The organism is Enterococcus sp. DIV0800, assembly GCF_050559735.1.
GTDB classification, from domain to species: Bacteria; Bacillota; Bacilli; order Lactobacillales; family Enterococcaceae; genus Enterococcus_A; species Enterococcus_A devriesei.
In genome coordinates this window covers 2,278,640-2,297,871 of record NZ_CP187898.1, presented here as the reverse complement: position 1 = coordinate 2,297,871, position 19,232 = coordinate 2,278,640, and the positions used below count along the sequence as shown (strand labels likewise).

The 19,232-nt window shown below is 38.7% G+C and carries 13 protein-coding genes; 11 read left to right on the top strand and 2 right to left on the bottom strand.

From position 1 onward, the window contains the following. The first annotated feature begins 123 nt into the window (after nucleotides 1–123). The 7 genes from IGI54_RS11075 to IGI54_RS11045 all read left to right on the top strand — a co-directional run bounded on the left by IGI54_RS11075 (nucleotide 124) and on the right by IGI54_RS11045 (nucleotide 13,476). Entirely contained in the window at nucleotides 124–1,563 is a 1,440-nt protein-coding gene (locus IGI54_RS11075) for a helix-turn-helix domain-containing protein (RefSeq protein ID WP_430620718.1), read from the top strand. Further along, nucleotides 1,560–1,901 (top strand): hypothetical protein, encoded by a 342-nt coding sequence (locus IGI54_RS11070; protein WP_216430560.1) that lies wholly within the window; start codon nucleotides 1,560–1,562, stop codon nucleotides 1,899–1,901. The genes IGI54_RS11075 and IGI54_RS11070 overlap by 4 nt, the downstream gene beginning before the upstream one ends. Next, nucleotides 1,898–2,623 carry an MSCRAMM family protein gene (locus tag IGI54_RS11065; protein ID WP_071862705.1) on the top strand — a complete coding sequence of 242 codons (726 nt, stop codon included), beginning with the start codon at nucleotides 1,898–1,900 and terminating at the stop codon, nucleotides 2,621–2,623. Before IGI54_RS11070 ends, IGI54_RS11065 begins: the two co-directional genes overlap by 4 nt. After that, nucleotides 2,616–5,006, top strand: coding sequence for a lectin-like domain-containing protein (locus IGI54_RS11060; protein ID WP_430620717.1), 2,391 nt, complete (start codon nucleotides 2,616–2,618; stop codon nucleotides 5,004–5,006). The genes IGI54_RS11065 and IGI54_RS11060 overlap by 8 nt, the downstream gene beginning before the upstream one ends. Before the next feature lie 256 nt (nucleotides 5,007–5,262). Continuing rightward, a complete protein-coding gene (locus IGI54_RS11055; RefSeq protein WP_430620716.1) occupies nucleotides 5,263–11,310 on the top strand; it encodes a SpaA isopeptide-forming pilin-related protein in 6,048 nt (2,015 codons plus the stop codon). A 162-nt stretch (nucleotides 11,311–11,472) separates the two neighbouring features. Next, the gene (locus IGI54_RS11050; RefSeq protein ID WP_071862949.1) at nucleotides 11,473–12,213 is read left to right on the top strand and encodes an alpha/beta fold hydrolase; all 741 of its coding nucleotides are present in this window, start codon (nucleotides 11,473–11,475) and stop codon (nucleotides 12,211–12,213) included. Nucleotides 12,214–12,288: 75 nt separating this feature from the next. Then, nucleotides 12,289–13,476 carry an iron-containing alcohol dehydrogenase gene (locus IGI54_RS11045; RefSeq protein ID WP_430620715.1) on the top strand — a complete coding sequence of 396 codons (1,188 nt, stop codon included), beginning with the start codon at nucleotides 12,289–12,291 and terminating at the stop codon, nucleotides 13,474–13,476. A gap of 41 nt (nucleotides 13,477–13,517) precedes the next feature. Here IGI54_RS11045 and IGI54_RS11040 read toward each other — a convergent pair whose 3' ends face one another. Then, nucleotides 13,518–14,513: an acyltransferase family protein gene (locus tag IGI54_RS11040; protein ID WP_430620714.1), complete on the bottom strand. Its 996-nt coding sequence runs from the start codon at nucleotides 14,511–14,513 to the stop codon at nucleotides 13,518–13,520. A gap of 295 nt (nucleotides 14,514–14,808) precedes the next feature. On the opposite strand from IGI54_RS11040, the gene IGI54_RS11035 reads away from it, so the two are divergent. From IGI54_RS11035 to IGI54_RS11020, 4 genes are all read left to right on the top strand, one after another. Continuing rightward, the gene (locus IGI54_RS11035; protein ID WP_071862952.1) at nucleotides 14,809–15,681 is read left to right on the top strand and encodes an alpha/beta hydrolase fold domain-containing protein; all 873 of its coding nucleotides are present in this window, start codon (nucleotides 14,809–14,811) and stop codon (nucleotides 15,679–15,681) included. A gap of 30 nt (nucleotides 15,682–15,711) precedes the next feature. Next, nucleotides 15,712–16,326 (top strand): TVP38/TMEM64 family protein, encoded by a 615-nt coding sequence (locus IGI54_RS11030; protein ID WP_071862953.1) that lies wholly within the window; start codon nucleotides 15,712–15,714, stop codon nucleotides 16,324–16,326. 83 nt (nucleotides 16,327–16,409) lie between these two features. Continuing rightward, nucleotides 16,410–17,360 carry a Gfo/Idh/MocA family protein gene (locus tag IGI54_RS11025; RefSeq protein WP_430620713.1) on the top strand — a complete coding sequence of 317 codons (951 nt, stop codon included), beginning with the start codon at nucleotides 16,410–16,412 and terminating at the stop codon, nucleotides 17,358–17,360. 652 nt (nucleotides 17,361–18,012) lie between these two features. Beyond that, entirely contained in the window at nucleotides 18,013–18,252 is a 240-nt protein-coding gene (locus IGI54_RS11020) for a hypothetical protein (RefSeq protein ID WP_430620712.1), read from the top strand. Between the two features lie 79 nt (nucleotides 18,253–18,331). Here IGI54_RS11020 and IGI54_RS11015 read toward each other — a convergent pair whose 3' ends face one another. Then, on the bottom strand, nucleotides 18,332–19,063 hold the full coding sequence (locus IGI54_RS11015; RefSeq protein WP_216430571.1) for an MIP/aquaporin family protein: 732 nt from the start codon (nucleotides 19,061–19,063) through the stop codon (nucleotides 18,332–18,334). Nucleotides 19,064–19,232: the final 169 nt, after the last annotated feature.

Below are 19,232 nucleotides of genomic sequence, written 5' to 3'. Positions count from 1 at the left end.
CATGTTTTTTTATTTTTTTATAAATAAAAAGGATAATTTCTAATTTAGATTGACAAAAATAAATGTTGGGATGTTTATAATAGCGTTAATAATATCATGGAGAAAACAATGACAATTAATTTAATGGAATTCTTGGATGAGTCTGCTCGATATCGATTAAATATTTTACAAATATTTGATTTACGAAAAGGGCAATTTATTTCAAGTGATTTATTGATAGAATTTTTGGGTATTTCCAAATTTAAATTGAATAATTATTTGACTGAATTGGAAAAAGATTTAGGTGAGACTGAAGATACGCGACTACATCGGTTAGCCAGAGGGGAAATCGAAATCGTCCATTTAACAAATGAGGTCATTCGACAACTACGTCTTAAATATGTAAAAGCATCAGAGACATTCATTTTTTTTCAAGAATTGGTTCTCTATGGGACTTCAGCAGAAAAGTTTGCCCAAAAAAATTTTTTGAGCCGTTCAAAGGCCTATTTAATTAAGAATAATTTAGGGAAAATTGTACGTAGTGCAGGTGTGAAGGTAGGCGATAGTGAATTACGTGGTGATGAGACAGCAGTCCGTAATTTACTATTTGAAGTCTATTATTATTTTTTTAACGGGATTGAGTCGCCGTTTCCTCAAGAACTACAGACAGAAATTCGTTCATATATCGAACTAATCCGTAGCGTTTTTCATATTGAACGGATATTAACACGTTTAATTAAACTAGAATTATTTCTAGGGATTGTACTAATTCGATGGAAACAAAAACGATTTATCATAATTAAGGAAGCTATTCTTAATATGAATGTTATCCATCAAATACTTGGAGATTTCCCTTTGTACTTAAAGAAAGTAACCCAAGAATACCAGCTGCCACAAGCAATTTTACATGATGAGAATGTTTGGCTATTTCGCTTTTTATTGGCAGAAGAATGCTTACCTTTATCAGAGTACCAAGATGTTTTGATTGAGCATACGGAGTTAATGGATATTACGAACCAACAGGTTACTTTTGTATTTGATCAAATTACATTCGAAGATGTCCCGACAACCGAAATAGACTGTATCGCTGAAAAGTTGAAAATGGAGTTATTGTTGATCAACTTCAAATTGGATTGTTCAAGTTATACACAAACGACTTTTATTTCTAAAGACCAAATTGTCTATTTTGCAGAATCCTACCCACAATTTCATATGTGTGCGCAAAAATTAGCGAAGATTACTCATCAGCGATTGCCACAAACGAATGAAAATAACTTGTACTATGATTATCTCTTTACTATTATCTCGTCGATTCCACCGGTATTTGTCAAAGATAAGGTATTTGTTTGTGTCGATTTTTCTAAGGGACGGGCTTATAGCGAGTTCATTGCTCAAAATATTCAATCATTTCGTAGCTTAAACGTAGAGATTCAGAAGAAAGTAAACAATCAAACCCAAATTTATATTTCAGACTTTATGGTAGATAAACTTGTTTGCCGACAAATTATCTGGAAGAATCCACCCTCAGATGAAGACTGGATGTTTTTTGGTGATACCGTGGTAAAAGTGAGGAAAGAAAAGTGAAATTAAGTAAATACTTAACAGGCAGTATGTTAATCGCTGCCTGTCTTTATCAAACAATTTTATTGTCAGAAATCCCTTGGAATCAAGATTTGGCTATATTTGAAGATATAACACAAATAGAGGGCTATCGAGTAGCAAAAATAGAGCAGAATGGAAAAAATATTGACGTCTATAATAAACGAAAACATGATAAACTTTTGTCGATCGAAAATCGGCTAGCGATAATGCAAAGCCAAACAACAACAGGTGGAAACGGAGAAAATCATAGTCAGTTGGGAATTCAAATGGCTAAATTCAGCGGTAATTTGGTCTACGGGGAGAGGAGAGGCAACGAATGAAACAATTATTGGGGATCGGGCTTTTATTCATAACCTGCGGAATTATTTTAACAGCACCACTTTTAGGTTTTGGTGTAAATAATCCAAGTGGACCCCATGTTAAACTTTCGAAGGCCAAAGTAATTTCCAATAAAAGCAACTTAACTTTAGACGCAGGAAACATACAGTCAAATACTGCTAAAGTACTAATTAATCGCTTGGAAAAAGGGTTACCAAAAGGAAAGTCTGGAATTCAAACATTTGATAAGACAACTGGAGAAGCACTGCCGGGAGCCGTCTACCGTCTAACAGATGCCGAAGGAAATAAAACAGAGCGAAGAACAAATCAAAGGGGACAACTGATTTTAACTGATTTAACCAAGCAGTACTATACAGTGGAGCAACTGAAAGCCCCTGCCGGGTACCATGCGAATTCGCAACCTCAAGCGATTGATTTGACTAAAAAACAGCAGCATTTAACTTTCTTTAATCAAAGAAAAAATGACACTGTAATCGTCACGGTTCGAGACGTAGAAAGAGGGACGGTCTTGCCTAAGACCAGCTTCATACTTACGCAGGATTCAAAGAAAATTGCGAAACCGCAGAGTGATATATATGGCAGAATCGTTTTAGCTGATTTAGCAGTTGGTACATATAAGTTGATACAAATAAAGGCAGCGGCTGATTACGAAGTAAATCCAAATAAAATAACTTTTACAGTGAGGGAGGCCGGCAATGAATAAAAAGTCTATAGCTGTATTTGTAATTTTTAGTTTAGTTAGTTTTTATTTCAGTACGCCTGTTGCGGCAACTATTCCTCATAGTTTAAAGGTAAGCGACAATGCGGTGACAGTTACCAAGGATACTTTTTTAGATCATTTTTCTTTGCATGGTACAGCGAGTTATGAACAGACAACAGGGATTGTAACCCTAACTCAAGATCAACAAAATCAAGTAGGCAATTTTACTTTAAATGATCGTATTGATTTAGCAGGTTCTTTTTCTTTGAAGGGCGCAGTAAACTTAGGAAATAAATTAGATTCTCAAGGCGGAGCTGACGGAATCGGTGTAGCTTTTCACACAGGAAAGTCGTCTGAGATAGGAGAAATCGGAGAAAGTATCGGCATTGGTGGCTTATCGAATGCATTAGGATTCAAATTAGATACTTATTGGAATCAAACCGATCCTACCGAAGGTCGTGATCATCCATTTGGTGCATTTGTCAGAACGGGAAGTATTCCTCCTTATTCTGCTGAGACGGATAAAGACAGTATCCAATATTTAGGCAAAAACGCGGTATCTGAATCAGGTGAAGTATTCCATGATTTTTCAGTTATTTATAATGGTCAAACAAAAGAATTTTCAGTTACATATCAAAGCGAAGAAGGACCATTATTTTGGCAAACCACTGTCCCAAATACAATTGAAGCTTATTCATTAGCAATGAGCGCATCAACTGGTGGCAATTCGAACAAACAGCAATTCAGAATTGATCAGTTCGAATATTCATCGAAGGATGAAGCAGATACAAAAGGGAGTATCGTTTTACAATTGAAGGATCAAATTGGGCAGGCGATTAAAGATGCTGTTTTCTATTTATATGGAGCCGATGATCAATTATTATCAGAATTAATGACTGATGATGATGGAAAAATTAAAGTGGAAGAATTGCCCTTTGGTAGTTACTATTTCATAGAGAAATCAGTCCCGGCGGGCTATATCAAAGATGCTGAGAGATATGACCTTACCTTGGATAAAGATCATAGGAATCAGGCAGTCGCTGTGACAAATCAAAAAGAATTATTCGGGAAGTTAAAAATTTTAGTGAGAGACTCGGTGAGTCATCAGCCACTTTCCGGATCGATGTTTGTGTTACGAAACGATGATACGCAGACTGAAGTAAATAGCACAACTGAAGCGCTTGGAGTAGAAGGATTTTCTCAAGTTCCTTATGGAAATTACCAAATAGTTCAAAAAAGAGCGCCTAATGGGTACATAGGAACGAACAATCAGAAAATCGCGTTAAATGAACCGAATCAAGAGATAATAATTGAAAACACTAAAATCATTAATAAAGGAACATTATTGGTAAATGTAGTCGATCAAAAAAAAGTGACTCAACCAATAGCAGCTGTAGCATTCGTTTTGAAAGATCAAACAGGGAAGGTAGTCACTACTGTCAAAACAGATGAACAGGGGAAATTCAAAGTAGCTGATCTTCCTTATGGCCAGTACGTGCTTGAACAAACCAGCTTTTTGACCGGATATCAAGAAGTTGAGCAAACTAGGAGCTTCAATTTGCAAAGCCCTGAAATGACGTTGACACTTACGAATAGACGAAAAGCAGCATCAAATCAGACAAAAAAAATAGAAAATGAAAAAGAGACTACTCACACAAATAAAGATCCAGCCAATTCTATCGTAGGAGAGCCAGAAACTGTTACCAGTCAAGCTAAAACAGTCAGAGGGCTAAGTCACTTTCCTTCTATAGTCGGTACAGCTAAAAGAAATATGCTGCAAAATACTCAAGAAAAGGGCCTACTTACTATAGTGAATCATGATATGCAAGGTTCGTTGTTAGGAAACAGTAAATTTATGATCTATTCTGAAGGTAAAAAATCACAGTATCAACTGCGCCTGGGTCCAGATGGCCGTGGTCAGTTAGACTTACCTTATGGAGAATATATAGTTCATCAAACGGAGGCTTCTGTCGGATTTGTCAAAAATCCGAAACGCTATCGAGTAATTTTAAATAAGGACCATTCTACTCAGCAAATAATTATTCAAAATTCACAACTGGAAACCTCCCAAATCAAAGAGTTAGTAAATCAGCAGACACAAACGGTATTACCTGCTGAAGAAAATGAATTGATTTGGACTATTAATATTGATTTTAGAACAGATATTTTAGAGACAGAAGAGTTAGTTTTAACCAATGTACTGCCGAAAGAACTCAGTCTAGAACGTGCTAGTTCGACTTCTGTTAATGGCTTGAAAGATTATGGAACGTTTAGCCAAAAAGGCCGACAGCTTATTTTTAAATTTAAGAAACATGAGGATAGTTTTTCTTATTTAATCAATCAAAAAATTCACTTGGAATTAGTCAGTAAAAAAAGCAGCTCCTAAATGAGGGCTGCTTTTTTGTTTTTAAAATTAATTAATCCATTTTTTTTAACTCGACATGAAAAAATAAGGATTATCGATGCTCTAATTACCACAAATAAAAACTCTTTTTCTTTAAAATGAGTTCACATATTGAATTATTAAATATAAATGAACGATAAGAAAAGAGGACGGAAACACCATGTATAAAAAACAAATCTCAAAAATGATGTTTAGTTTCATGTGCCTACTAATTTTTTTACAGTATATTACCCCAATAGTGGCATTGGCAACAGAAACGAAAGAGCCGGTTCAGTTAGCACAGCTAAAGGTGACTAATCGAGATCCAGCAACGCTAGAGGCGATCTTAGATCTGCAAATTAACAGCACTGAGCAATCTCAAACGCAGACACTAACTTTTAATGAAGGAGCAAATATCCAAAATATTCAAGCTGTAAATTCGGCCGAACCGACGAATGTTGAATATATTGCAAATAAGAATCAGATTGAAATGAAGGTTGACCCGAATGCAGGCCAGACACTTGAATTAAAACTAACCTTTGCAGCGAAAGATCTTGAAGAAGCTACTGAGTTAACTGTTCAAACCAATCAGCAGAATTTAAATGCTGAACTGCCAACTATTGAATCCACTAAAGAAACTTCTTCATCTGAACTAGTGGAATCCTCTACGACTGATACTACTGATTATACTAAGAAAGAATCTGATCAGACTTCAGAAATAACGAGTGAATCTTCTGAAATTACTTCAAATACTGTTTCAAGTGATGGCGTCCAAGAAAACCAATCAGCAGAAAAAATTCCAGCAAAAATTAAAAGTACCACGAAAACGCGTAGTTCAGAGCCACAAGATATTCGTGGATTATTAACACAAGCAGGAATTGCACCAGCTACCTTGATTGACAACGCAAAAATTGAGTATTTTGATGAAAACGGCAAACTTTATCCAGATCAAAAGAATGTTCCTATTGATGCCCACGTGCATATTTCTTATAAATGGAGTATTCCTGAAGATATTTTGTCACAATTAAAAGCGGGAGATTATTTTGACTTTAAATTACCCAATGGTGTAACCATACAACCCGGTTCAGGCAAACTTGGTGATTACGGGACGTACACGATATCTGAAGACGGTACGGTCCATTTTGTATTCAATCAAAAGGTTGAAACTGATCATGATATAAAGGGAACTTTTGATTATGATGCAAAATTTGATAAAACAACGGAACCAGGAGAAATAACTATTGATACACCAACTGAAGAAAATTTTCCTCCATCCACTATTCATATTCGGCCAAAATATGATCAAGCAATTGATAAGGCGGGACATTTTGATAAGACACCAAATCCAGATGAAGTGATCTGGGAGATTAACATTAATCGCCCATTGAATATGATGAAAAATGCCATGTTGACCGATCCAATGCCGGAAGGAACCACTTTTAAAACAGCTATTGTTTACCCTGAAACGGTTGATCGGGAGGGGAAAATAACTAGTGTTGATAAAGAGCATCCTTTGGTGGAAGGAAAGGATTATACGGTAAATGCTGCAGGGACAATCACATTTATCAATAGCTATGCAGAAACGAATCAGGCTTTTCAAGTTGTTTATACTACTAAGATTGATGAGGACAAGAAACCGGACAAAGGTGGAAGTGTCAAGTTTACCAATAAAGCAACTTTAGACGACGGCACCGCTAAAACGGATGCGTCAGCTACTGTCGCTGCTGAATATAAGGCTCCCATCACCAAAAAGGGACCTACTTCAACAGGGCAAAATCAAGAATATAAATGGAGTATTCAGTATAATTATAATGAAAAAAAACGTCCTGCCGGAACGACTGTTACAGATACAATGAGTGAGGCATTAAGATTAGTTGATAATAGTACACAACTTTATCGAATCACATTTGATAAGAATGGTAAAGAGGTACAGGGCGCTCTATTAAAAGCCGGTGAAGATTACGAGTTGATTCAGGATCTATCAAATCCTCAAAAATTTACAATAAAATTTTTGAAAGATATTGATTACGCTGTTCGTATTGATTATCTAACAAAAGTTACTGGGTATGTGGATGATCCAACGAAAATCAGTAATTCAGTAGAGACGGATACGGATGATCATTCTTCATCTGGTGGAACCGCAGAACAGCAAGGAATCGTAAAGGGTTTTGATGGACCTATTGATTATGCTAAACGTGAGATTCCATGGAAAATTGATATTAATAATGCAGGTTATTGGATGGAAAACTGGGAGCTGGAAGATATTTTTTCAGACGGTCTAACTTTAGTGAATGGTAGTTTCCAATTAATTGATCGCAGTGATAATAATCGTGTTTTAACTTCAAGTGAATATATTTTCACACAAACAGCAACAGGATTCAAACTTAGTTTTAAGGATCCATTAGCAAAGGGAACAGATCATAAATATCAAATCAAATATAAGACTGTGTTTGATACCAGTGTGATCGATCCAGGAAACGGTCATGAAGGTGATATAAAATTTAAAAACAAGGCATCGATGACTTGGAAAGACAAAAGTGGTGGTAATCATTCAAATAGTTCCGATAAGCCGTTTGACCCTCTACCAGCCTTTAAATACAATGGACAAAAATCAGGAGAATACAACGCAACGACTAAGAAAATTACTTGGACAGTCGCTGTGAACTATAATCAGCAAAAACTCCAAGATTCTTCGATTGTTGATCCAATTACTACTCCACAAAATTATGTCGCAGGAAGTGGAAAATTGTATGAAGCTACTATTAATAAAGATGGTTCTTATACTCTTGGAGAGGAAACATCTGGGAAAATCACTGAGCCGACAAAAGATAATCCCAAAATTGAAGTAAAACTTCCGACTGGCAGTACTAAAGCATACGTCTTTGTGTTTGATACTAGCTTAATAGGAGAAATCATTGACCAAAAAGAATATAAAAATTCAGCAACTTTTACCAACGAGGGGATATCACACAATCTAGATGCTAGTGTAACTCCTGCACATGCGGGTGAATTGGTTGAGAAGGACGGCGAGCAAGATTCTAGTGACAGTAGCTATGTGAAATGGCGCGTGACAGTAAATAGTTCTCAGTCAACAATGAAGGATGTTGAAGTGACCGATGAACCTTCAGCAAACCAATATGTAGCAGCAGACGATGTCAAAGTTTATGGGACAATAGTTGATAAGGCTGGAAACATAGCAAAAGATCCGAATACCGTGTTGATGGAAGGAATCGATTATCAATTAGCCATTCAAACAAATAACGAAACGGGTGCGCAAATAATCACTGTTAAGTTTCTAAAGCAGATTGAAACATCGTATGTGATTGAGTATAGAGCACTGATTACGTCAGATAAGGCTCAAGACGAAGCAACTAACCAAGCGCACATTAAAGGAATAAACGAAAAGACTTATACTGATGATGTAGAAAAAAATGTTGCTGTTATCAACCATTCAGGAACAGCAGAAGGATCAAAAGGTTCTGTTCTCTTCCAAAAACAAAATGAGGCTGGGGAAAAACTAGCTAATGCACACTTGCAGCTTTGGACAATTACAAAAGATGGACAAAAAGATAAGTTAGTTCGCGAAGGAGATACCGATGCGAAAGGTGAAATAAAATTAGGAAACTTACGAGTTGCCGATTATTTATTAATAGAAACAAAAGCACCTGCTGGATACACTATCAGTGATGAATTAGCAATTGGGAAAAAGGTAACGATTAAGAAGGATACAGAAACAACGACATTTGCACCACAAAAAATTATTAATCAACCGACAAAGGTCATTCTGCATAAGTCTGGAGAAACGGTAAATGCGTCAGGGCAAAGACAAAAAAATCCATTGGCTGGTGCAGTATTTGAAGTATTAGACAGTAAAGGTAAGGTTATTTCAGGTTATGAACGGTTAGTTTCTGACAAAACAGGAACAGTAACCATTGAAAAACTTGCTCCTGGTAACTATCAGATTGTTGAAATTAAGGCTCCAAACGATTATATCTTAGATAATAAGGTAATCGAATTCGAAGTGAAACAACAAGAGAATGGAATCATTCCGATGATTGATCTTGGGACAAAAATCAATTACCAAGGAAGCGCTGAATTAATCAAAAAAGATGATCAGGGTAATGCTTTAGCGGGCGCTGAGTTTAAAGTAATCGATGAGAAGAGTCAGACGGTTCAAGAAAAACTTGTTTCGACTAAAGATGGTGTTGTAGAGGTAGAAAATTTAGCGCCTGGCAACTATCGATTTGTTGAAACAAAAGCCCCCGCAGGTTATATTTTGAATAGTACCGATGTGCCCTTTGTCATTGAAGCTGAATCTAGGGACAAACCTACAGTTGTGATAGCCAGTGCTGACTTTATCAATTATAAAGGAAGCGCCCAATTAATTAAAAAGGATGCCCAAGGCAACGCCTTAGCTGGTGCTGAGTTTAAAGTAATCGATGAGCAAAATAAGACGATACAAGAAGATTTAGTATCGACTAAAGATGGTGTTGTAGAGGTAGAGAATTTAGCGCCTGGCAACTATCGATTTATTGAAACAAAAGCCCCTGCAGGTTATATTTTGAATAGTGCCGCTGTGCCCTTTGTCATTGAAGCTGAATCTAAAGACAAACCTACAGTTGTTTTAGCTGATGCTGACTTTATCAATTACCAAGGAAGCGCCCAATTAATTAAAAAGGATGCCCAAGGCAATGCCTTAGCTGGTGCTGAGTTTAAAGTGACTGATAAACAAGGGAATACAATTCAAAAAGATTTAATTTCAAATAAAAAAGGTGTAGTAAAAGTTCATAATTTAGCGCCTGGCAAGTATCGATTTGTCGAAACGCAAGCTCCTAAAGGCTATATTTTGAATAACACTTCAGTCCCATTTGTTATTGAAACTGAGTCTAAGAATAAACCCACCGTTGTGGTAGCTAGCGCTGACTTCATCAACTACCAAGGAAGCGCTGAATTAATCAAAAAGGATGCCCAAGGCAATGCCTTAGCGGGTGCTGAATTTAAAGTGATTGATAAACGAGGTCATATAATTCAAAAAGATTTAATTTCGAATGAAAAGGGTATAGTAAAAATTCATAATTTAGCACCCGGCAAGTATCGATTTGTCGAAACAAAAGCGCCGAAAGGTTATGTTCTAAATAGCGCGGCTACTCCCTTTGTCATTGAAGCTGAATCTAAAGAACAACCTACAGTTGTTTTAGCTGATGCTGACTTTATCAATTACCAAGGAAGCGCCCAATTAATTAAAAAGGATGCCCAAGGCAACGTCTTAGCGGGTGCTGAGTTTAAAGTGATTGATAAACAAGGGGATACGATTCAAAAAGATTTAATTTCAAATAAAAAAGGTGTAGTAAAAGTTCATAATTTAGCGCCCGGCAAGTATCGATTTGTCGAAACAAAAGCACCAAAAGGCTATATTCTGAATACTAAAAAGGTTTTATTTACAATAAAAACCGAATCTAAGGATAAACCAGCAGTTGTAGTGGCAAGTGATAACTTTGTTAATTACCAAGGAAGTGCCCAATTAATCAAAAAAGATGAAAAAGGCAATGCCTTAGCTGGAGCTGAGTTTAAAGTGATTGATACAAAGGGTAAAGAAGTACAAACCAAGTTAGTCTCAGATAAAGTTGGTGTAGTAGCAGCGAATCATTTAGCTCCTGGAGACTATCAATTTGTTGAAACGAAAGCACCAAGTGGCTATATTCTGAATACTAAAAAAGTTTCATTTACAATCGAAACTGAAACTACTGATAAACCTAAAACAATAGTAGCAAGTGATAACTTTGTTAATTACCAAGGGAGTGCGCAACTAATTAAGCAAGATGAACAAGGTAATCATTTAGCTGGAGCGCTTTTCCGGGTAGATCAATTAGATGCTCAGGGCAAAGTATTAAAAGCAGGTGTCCAAAAGAATTTAATTAGTAGCAAGATCGGAGTCGTTCTAGCTACCGATTTAGCACCTGGCAACTACCAATTTGTTGAAACGGAAGCGCCAAAGGGATATCAATTAAGCAACGAAGTGAAAAAATTTGTTATCCAATCTCAGGCAGAAGATGCGCCGGAAATTGTTGAATCAGGTAAATTCATCAATCAACTAGTACCTGAAAAGCCAAAAAAACCAACGAATAAACCGCAATCTAAAAATTCGAACCATTCAATAAAATCAGTAAACTCTGTAATAAACGATGCTAAGGAAACGAGAAAGCTTCCGCAAACAAATGATGTTAAAAACTATAGCATGATTATTTTAGGAATTTTAATTTTAGCTACCATAGTAATCGTCGGCTATCGTCGCTATAAAAATAAATAGTCTGATTTAGTTAGTTACTCTTAAGAAGCATTAAGACCTTTTCAGGTTCTTAATGCTTTTTTTATGATCTTTGTCTAGAACATGCTCATCAAAGCTTTAATTTGTGCTTTCATGCTAGAATAGGAATGATTGATTACGCTGTGTTCTATTGGGAGGTTGATGATGAAAATAAAAATTCGGAAGCGCTTGATAGGCAATATTCCCTTATTAGAGGTCGTTGCCGAGGACAAAGTCTATGAGCCGCTGCCACTGATTATTTATTATCATGGCTGGCAAACGGCCAAAGAACTGGTGCTGACTCAAGGTCGGAAATTAGCCGCGCAGAATTTTCGCGTATTATTGCCGGATGCGGCGAATCATGGGGAGCGTAAAACAAAAACTTCGGAGATTCCTTCGTTGACTTTTTGGGACAGTATCCAAACGAATCTCTATGAGTTTGGTTTCTTGGTAGATTATTTTGAAAATCTTGGCTTGGTCATGGGGAAAATTGGTGTTGGCGGCATCTCGATGGGTGGGATCACGACTTGTATGCTGTTGACGCAACATCCGGAGATTGATGTCGCGGCTTGTGTGATGGGTTCGCCGGCGCCAATCAAATATCGTGAACGTATCAATCAGCATGCCAGTGAGCTCGGTTTTTATTTACCGCCGGATTATCGCCAGTTGACTTCGTGGCTTAATGAGTATGATTTATCGTTAGCACCGGAAAAAGTGGCAGGTCGCCCATTATTTTTCTGGCATGGAACAGAGGATGAAAAAATCCCTTATGCCCATACGGCGGATTTTATTCAAGCCAATCAGCAGAACAATATTACCTTTGTCAGTGCACAGGAGCGGCACTTTGTAGAGATTGCGACAATGGATCAGATTACGGATTTTTTTGCAGACAATTTCAGTGAATAAAAGGGAAGTTAGTTTCATTCTGAAAAACTTTGGCTTATGATAAATAGATAGAGTGAATTGAGGAGGAAAATAGCAATGGAGAATTTTGATTTTCATGTAACGACGGATATTCGTTTTGGGAAAGACCGTTTAGCGGAATTACCAGAGGTCTTGAACCAATTTGGGAAAAAGGTTCTGATCGTTTATGGTGGCGGCAGTATCAAAAAAATCGGTTTGTACGATAAAGTAATGGAGCAGCTGAAAGCCAATGGCAACGAAGTCTTTGAATTAGCCGGTGTCGAGCCCAATCCGCGAGTGGAAACGGTCCGCCGCGGGGCAGACATTTGTCGTAAAGAAAAGGTCGATGTGGTTCTTGCTGTCGGTGGTGGGTCAACGATTGATTGTGCCAAAGTAGTTGCGGCGGCGGCAAAATTTGACGGCGATGCGTGGGATCTTGTGTTGCAACGTCGGAAATATACAGGTGGCGCACTACCGTTAGTGACGATTTTGACTTTAGCTGCGACTGGGAGTGAAATGAACAGTGGAGCCGTGATCTCAAACCTTGCCACTCATCAAAAGCTAGGTACCGGTAGTAAAGCGATGTTGCCAAAAGTTTCTTTCTTAGATCCGCAAAATACATTCAGCGTCAATAAGTATCAAACAGCGGCGGGGTCAGCAGATATCATGAGTCATTTGATCGAAAATTATTTCAAACGGACAGAAGGAACCGACGTTCAAGATTCTGTTTCTGAAGGTTTAATGCGTTCGGTTATCAAAAATTGTCCAATCGCTTTGAAATATCCTGAAGATTACGATGCCCGGGCGAACTTGATGTGGGCCAGCACGTTAGCCTTGAACGGCTTGACGGGTAACGGCAAACCCGGCGCTTGGTCGTGTCATCCGATGGAGCATGAATTGAGTGCCTTTTACGATATCACTCATGGTGTCGGCTTAGCGATCTTGACCCCTCGCTGGATGGAATATGCCTTGAATGATGAAACAGTTGATAAGTTTGCTAGCTTTGCTTGGAACGTCTGGGGCGTAGAGGAACGTGTTCCAATGATGGCGGCGCGCATGGGGATTCAAAAATTATACGACTACTTCAAGGCTTGCGGAATTCCTATGACCTTGCCAGAAGTTGGTATCGAAGAAGAAAAATTTGATGAGATGGCCAAGCAAGCGGTGGCTCACAGCACGATCAAAACCGATGCTTTTGTCCCATTGAATGAAGCGGCGGTCAAAGCAATCTATACAGCTTGTTTAACTGAAAGTAGCTTTGACTAAAATAATTTGAATAAAAAGAAAAATGGCTGGGACAAGTAGTCTCAGCCATTTGGCATAATAAAATGTAAAATTCGGGAGAGTGTTTTTTGCAAGGTCGTGGTGACTTTTGGTCGAGACAATAAATACAGAATCAAGAAAGTCCCAGCGACTAATAAAATCAAATGCAGCAGGGGATTGTTTACTGCTTGGGTCAGTTGCACTAAAGGAGCGACTAAATACACATGCAGTAAGTAGATCGCCAGCGTTTTTTGGCCCCAGGAAGTAAAGAAGTGCGGCTTAGGCGCTGCCAAGCTGATAAAAACAAAAACAAAGGCGAAGCCCACCAAGTACAAAAGAACACTATTTAAAATATTTTGATACAACGGCAATTTGAATAGTAAGAAGGAACGATCCCGCCACAAGATCTCGGCTGGCAGATCCGTCTGGACCCAAAAGTAAGCGATTCCTAATCCAGATAAAATAATTCCGATACTGAAAAATTTACGCCAGCGTAAACGATGGATTTTTTCCAACAAAATCCGATCCATAAAATAACCGGCTAAAAAATAAGGCAAGAAGCCTAAAGTTCGTGCCATCGCCATGTACGTTCCAAATTCGCTCAGAAAACCGGAAAAAATACCAATAATGAAACTTATAATTAAGATTCGCCGAACTTTCACTAGGTCTGGTAGCAATAAACGCCAGATAAACATACAATATAAATACCAAAGCGTCCAACCTGGGCTCAAGATCATAAATTCATCAATTTTTCCAATCGCCAACATGATGAAGGACAGGATCAGGTTCAAGAGCAGGTACGGGACGAGAAAAGTCTCGACCGCGGTGGCTCGGCCTTTGGCTAAATTTTTCGAGAAGTAGCCGGAAATAAAAATAAATACTGGCATGTGAAACAGATAGATGAAGACATACATAAATTCACCCACCTTGTTATCTAAACGAAAGTATTCCAAGGCGTGTCCTAAGACGACAAGTAGAATCAAAATGCCGCGAATATTATCATACAGGTATTCGCGATTTGGTTTTGTGATTGTGGACACCTCCTTCAGATTCCGTTATGCTTTAGAAGCAGACTACGATGATCCACCTGTCTATTGTAGCATGAAAAGGCGTGTTCGTTTAGTTAAGATCATCATAAAATCGGCCCCCCATGCCATAATCATTGGTCCTGCTTTTTTGATTTTGGGCAAGTCGAATTCAGACGAGTCGTTGCATAAAAAATGAAAAAAGGAACAAATTCCTGTACACTCTAGTTAAATGAAAGAAACGGGAACAAATAACTAAAACTTATTTTTCAACACCCAATCTGAGATGAATTTGAATAAGGAGATGGCGATGCGTTATTCAGCGAAATTTGTAAAAAATGTCTTTAAAGTAATCAATATGAAAAAACTGGTAGGGGCGACGATGGTCGATCCTCCTAAGCGACGCCGCTTGATCAGTCGGCAGCTTTCTCAAACCGATATTCCGCAAAAAATAGCTGAAATCGCTGGGCATCAGCTGATTACGTTATTTCCTGCGCATCCCACCAAACGTCATGTGTTTTATCTTCATGGTGGCGGTTATGCCTTAGAAGCCTCTCCTTTTCATAAAGAAATACAAGAACGCTTTGTGAAGCGTTATAATTTAAAAGTAAGTTATTTTGATTATCCTTTGGCGCCGGAAAATACGGCGGAAAAAACGGTCCCTTTGACGGAGAAAGCCTTTCAGCAATTGGCGTATCTCTATCCTGACGACGAGTTTTGTTTATTCGGGGACTCCGCTGGTGGCGGCTTGGCGATGAGCTTAGCGCAGCATTTGCGGAATATCGATTTGCCGAAGCGACCGAAAAAAATCGCGCTAGCCTCTCCGTGGCTGGATGCGTCATTAAGTGACCCACGTTCACAGGAACTTCAAGAAAAAGATGTACTATTAGAAAAAGATCTCTTGGCTGAGGCCGGCGAAAATTATGCGGGCGAATTGTCTTTGACGGATCCGCTGGTTTCGCCGATCTACGGCAGCTTTGATGACCTTGGAGAATTATTAGTTGTAGCGGGAACGGATGAAATTTTGTATCCCGATGTTCTACGGCTGCAAGAGCGAATCAAGCGCAGTCAGGGGACCACGATGCGTTTAGAAATCGTCGAAGGCATGATGCATGATTTTGTCGTCTATCCTCTGAGAGAATCATTGCCGTATGTGGATCAAATCGGCGAATTTTATCAATAGCGACTCAGCTAACCGGTTAGGAGGGAAAGGATGGAGCAGAAAACGAAACACGGACCGTCGTGGCATCAAAAGATGATTCAAGTCTTGCCGGTTATCGGCTTAGCGACGTTTGTTTTTATATTGATTTATATCCGTCATTCGGGCATGTTCAGCTCGGTGTCTGATTTGCAGCATTTTATTAAGAGCTTTGGCAGCTTTGCTATTTTTGCCTTCGTGATCGTTCAGGCGATCCAGCCGATTATTCCTTTTTTACCCGGTGGATTTGCGACGATCGTGGGGATGCTGATGTTCGGGAATATTCCTGGCATTCTATATAGCTACATCGGTTTAGTAATTGGTGAGATTGGTTTATTTTTATTGGTTCGACGCTTCGGCCCGCGCTTTGCCCGGCTGGTGTTGTCGGAGAAAAATTTTGATAAATTCGAGACCACCTTACAAACCCATACCCAAGATATTAAGCGATTATTGATTGTCTGCTTCATTTTCCCATTTTTGCCAGATGATCTGACTTGTCTGGTAGCTGGGATGACGGATTTGTCTTTCAGAGAATATGTTCAGATCATTATGATCTTCAAACTATGGTCGGTCGCTTCATATGGCTATGTTTGTCTGTTCGTGTTAGACAAGACCTTGGCCCGATTTTAATTAAAAAAAGCGCCTCAGACTGTTTCTGGTTGATTCACTAATCGAGAAAGTGATGAGGGGCTTTTTATTTAGGAGGAAATGAAATGATTCGTTATGGTGTTTTAAGTACGGCTCAAGTTGTTCCCCGTTTTGTTGCAGGGGTGAAAGAAAGTAAAGATGGGATCGTAACGGCGATCGCCTCTCGCGGCTTGGAGAAAGCTCAAAAAATGGCGGAAGAATTAAATATCCCTAATGCGTTTGGCAGTTATGAAGCCTTGTGCCAAAGTGCTGAAGTAGATATCGTATATATTGCAGTCTACAATAAAGGCCACTATGAAGCGGCTAAGCTGGCGTTAATGAATAATAAGCATGTGTTGTTAGAAAAACCCTTTACGATGACATTGGCGCAAGCGGATGAACTATTTGCCTTAGCCGAGGAGCGTCAGTTATTTCTGATGGAAGCGCAAAAGTCATTGTTTTTGCCGATCACCCAACAAGTAAAAGAAGTGATCCAACAAGGAAAAATCGGAACAGTCCGTTGGCTGGATTCAGTCACTGCCTATCCGAATATCGATCATATCTCGTGGTTTCGTGATTTGAGTGCCGGTGGCGGTGTTTTAAGAGGAGCGGGGACCTATCCATTAGAATATATGCAGCACTTGCTAGATACTGTGCCAAATGCGCAGGGAACCTTGTATTTTCCAGCAGGACAATCTGACGCGCAAGCACAAGTAACATTGGGATTTCCTGATGGTGTAATCGGTACGATTTTTCTAACGGTGGAATTGGACTTAACGAAACAAATGATTGTTTATGGTGAAAAAGGTAAGATCGTGATACCGGATTTTTGGAAGACGGACCATGCAGAAGTTCAGTATGAAAATGGAGAAACGGAAAAACTACACAGTCAGCAAGCGAGTGAGTTTGTTTTTGAAGTGGAACATGTCAATCAGTGCTTAGAGCAAGGATTGCTGCAAAGTCCAGTGGTAACAAAAGAGTTAACACTACAGACGGTGGCAATCACTGAAGCGATCTATCAACAAAATCAAAAATAAATGGTAAAAGCCTTGTCGATGTGCTATAGTGTGTCTCATGCGACGAGTCGAGCGGATCTGTAATTTATGATCCTTCGATCCAGAGGCACAAGACGTATGTCACTTGTCGGATTTCAGGCGTGTCGGAAAGAAGCTTAGTGGACGAAGAACCTTTCTATCAAATTTTATTTGATACTGGGAGAACCGTGTTTGGAATTTATTCCAAGCACGGTTTTTTGTTTTTTAACTATAAAGAAAGGATAAAATTTTCAACATGAATAAATCACTTTACAGCAGGCATGTTCATGTCTGGCTTCGCGAACTAGCTTTATCGGCAATAAGCCAAACGATTGCGAAATTTGAGCAGCACCAAGTAGGAACTGTTCAACATCAAAGTTAGAACTTTGTGTTTCTCAGTCATTTATCAAAAGTTTGGTCTGATTGCTCAGCTGACTCCTAATTAGGGAATCATTTTTCCAAGAAAACGAAAAATGATTCTGATTGTCGTTAAGCCTACCATTTTTCTACTCTCAATCAAGTGAGCAGAAAAACTGGTAAAAAGCTGAGGGAGTTCGTGAAAGCCTTTCTTATTGAGACTACTGAGAGAAGAATTTGCTGGAGCACTAAAATGTGAGTATACTGATTCTAACAACTTTTGTTTGGAGGCCCTACGATGAGTAAATACGATGTTATCCCGCCGATTCCACCAACTGATTTTATCGACCCGCTAACGACCACTCAGCAAGCAGCTCAACACAATTCAGCTGAAGAACCCCGCAGCCTCGAAATTAAGCCAATCAAGCATAAAGAAGCGGAGGAGCGGCTAATAGTCTTTACCGATCCGTGGACGATCGATCTGGAAAAAAAGCCAGCGATCAAAAAGAGCAAGCAGGATGCTAAAGCAGAACATTAATGAAAATAGAAAAACAAAAAACCAGGCGGCTGACAATAAGATGTCAGTGGCCTGGTTTTACGAGTAAACGATACCTCTCTTAGATAAATAAGAATTTATATAAAGCGACGGCAACGATGGAAGCTAAGATAGGTGCACATACGGGCACCCAAGAATAACTCCATTGTGAATCGCCTTTGTGTTTCAATGGTAATAACGCGTGCATAATACGCGGACCTAAGTCACGAGCTGGATTTAATCCCGGTCCAGTTGGTCCCCCAAAGGAAGCAACCAATGTCCATACTAAGAAACCTAGAGCTAAGTGAGCCGTTCCTAAATTATTTTGGAAGAAAGGCGCTTTGGTGATTCCTAAAGCTCCTAAGAATAAAATGAATGAACCAAAGAACTCATTCACGAATCCGTTAAATTTAGAACCCACACTGTTGATCGTAGAAAATGTTCCTAAAACATGTAAGGTATCTTCTGTTTGATCGTAATAAGGTTTGTAACACGCAACAACGATCAATTGACCTACCATCGCACCAATAATTTGAACAGCGATGTAAGGAAGAACTTCAGACCAAGGGAACATGCCACTAACTGCTAAACCAATCGTAAACGCTGGGTTGATGTGGTTACCGCTAATACCACCGAACATCATTGCAGGAATCATAACCCCACATCCATAACCCACAGCAATCAACATCCAGTCACTACCGTAACCTTTTGTTCCTTTCAAATCAACATTGGCAACTGCACCGTTTCCTAACATAACCAACAGAGCAGTCCCTAAAAACTCAGCCGCTAAGCGAGTAGTCAGTGAATAATCCATAAAAACCTCCTAATTTTTTTGAAATGAAAATGTAAATGAAAATTTCAGTTTATATCTTAATACCATTTCGTTGAATTAGCAAATGTTAACTCCAAAAAATAGGAAATTTCCGAATTATAATGTGAATAAAAAACGTTTTAGTCGTTAGGCCAAAAAAATTTTGAAAATT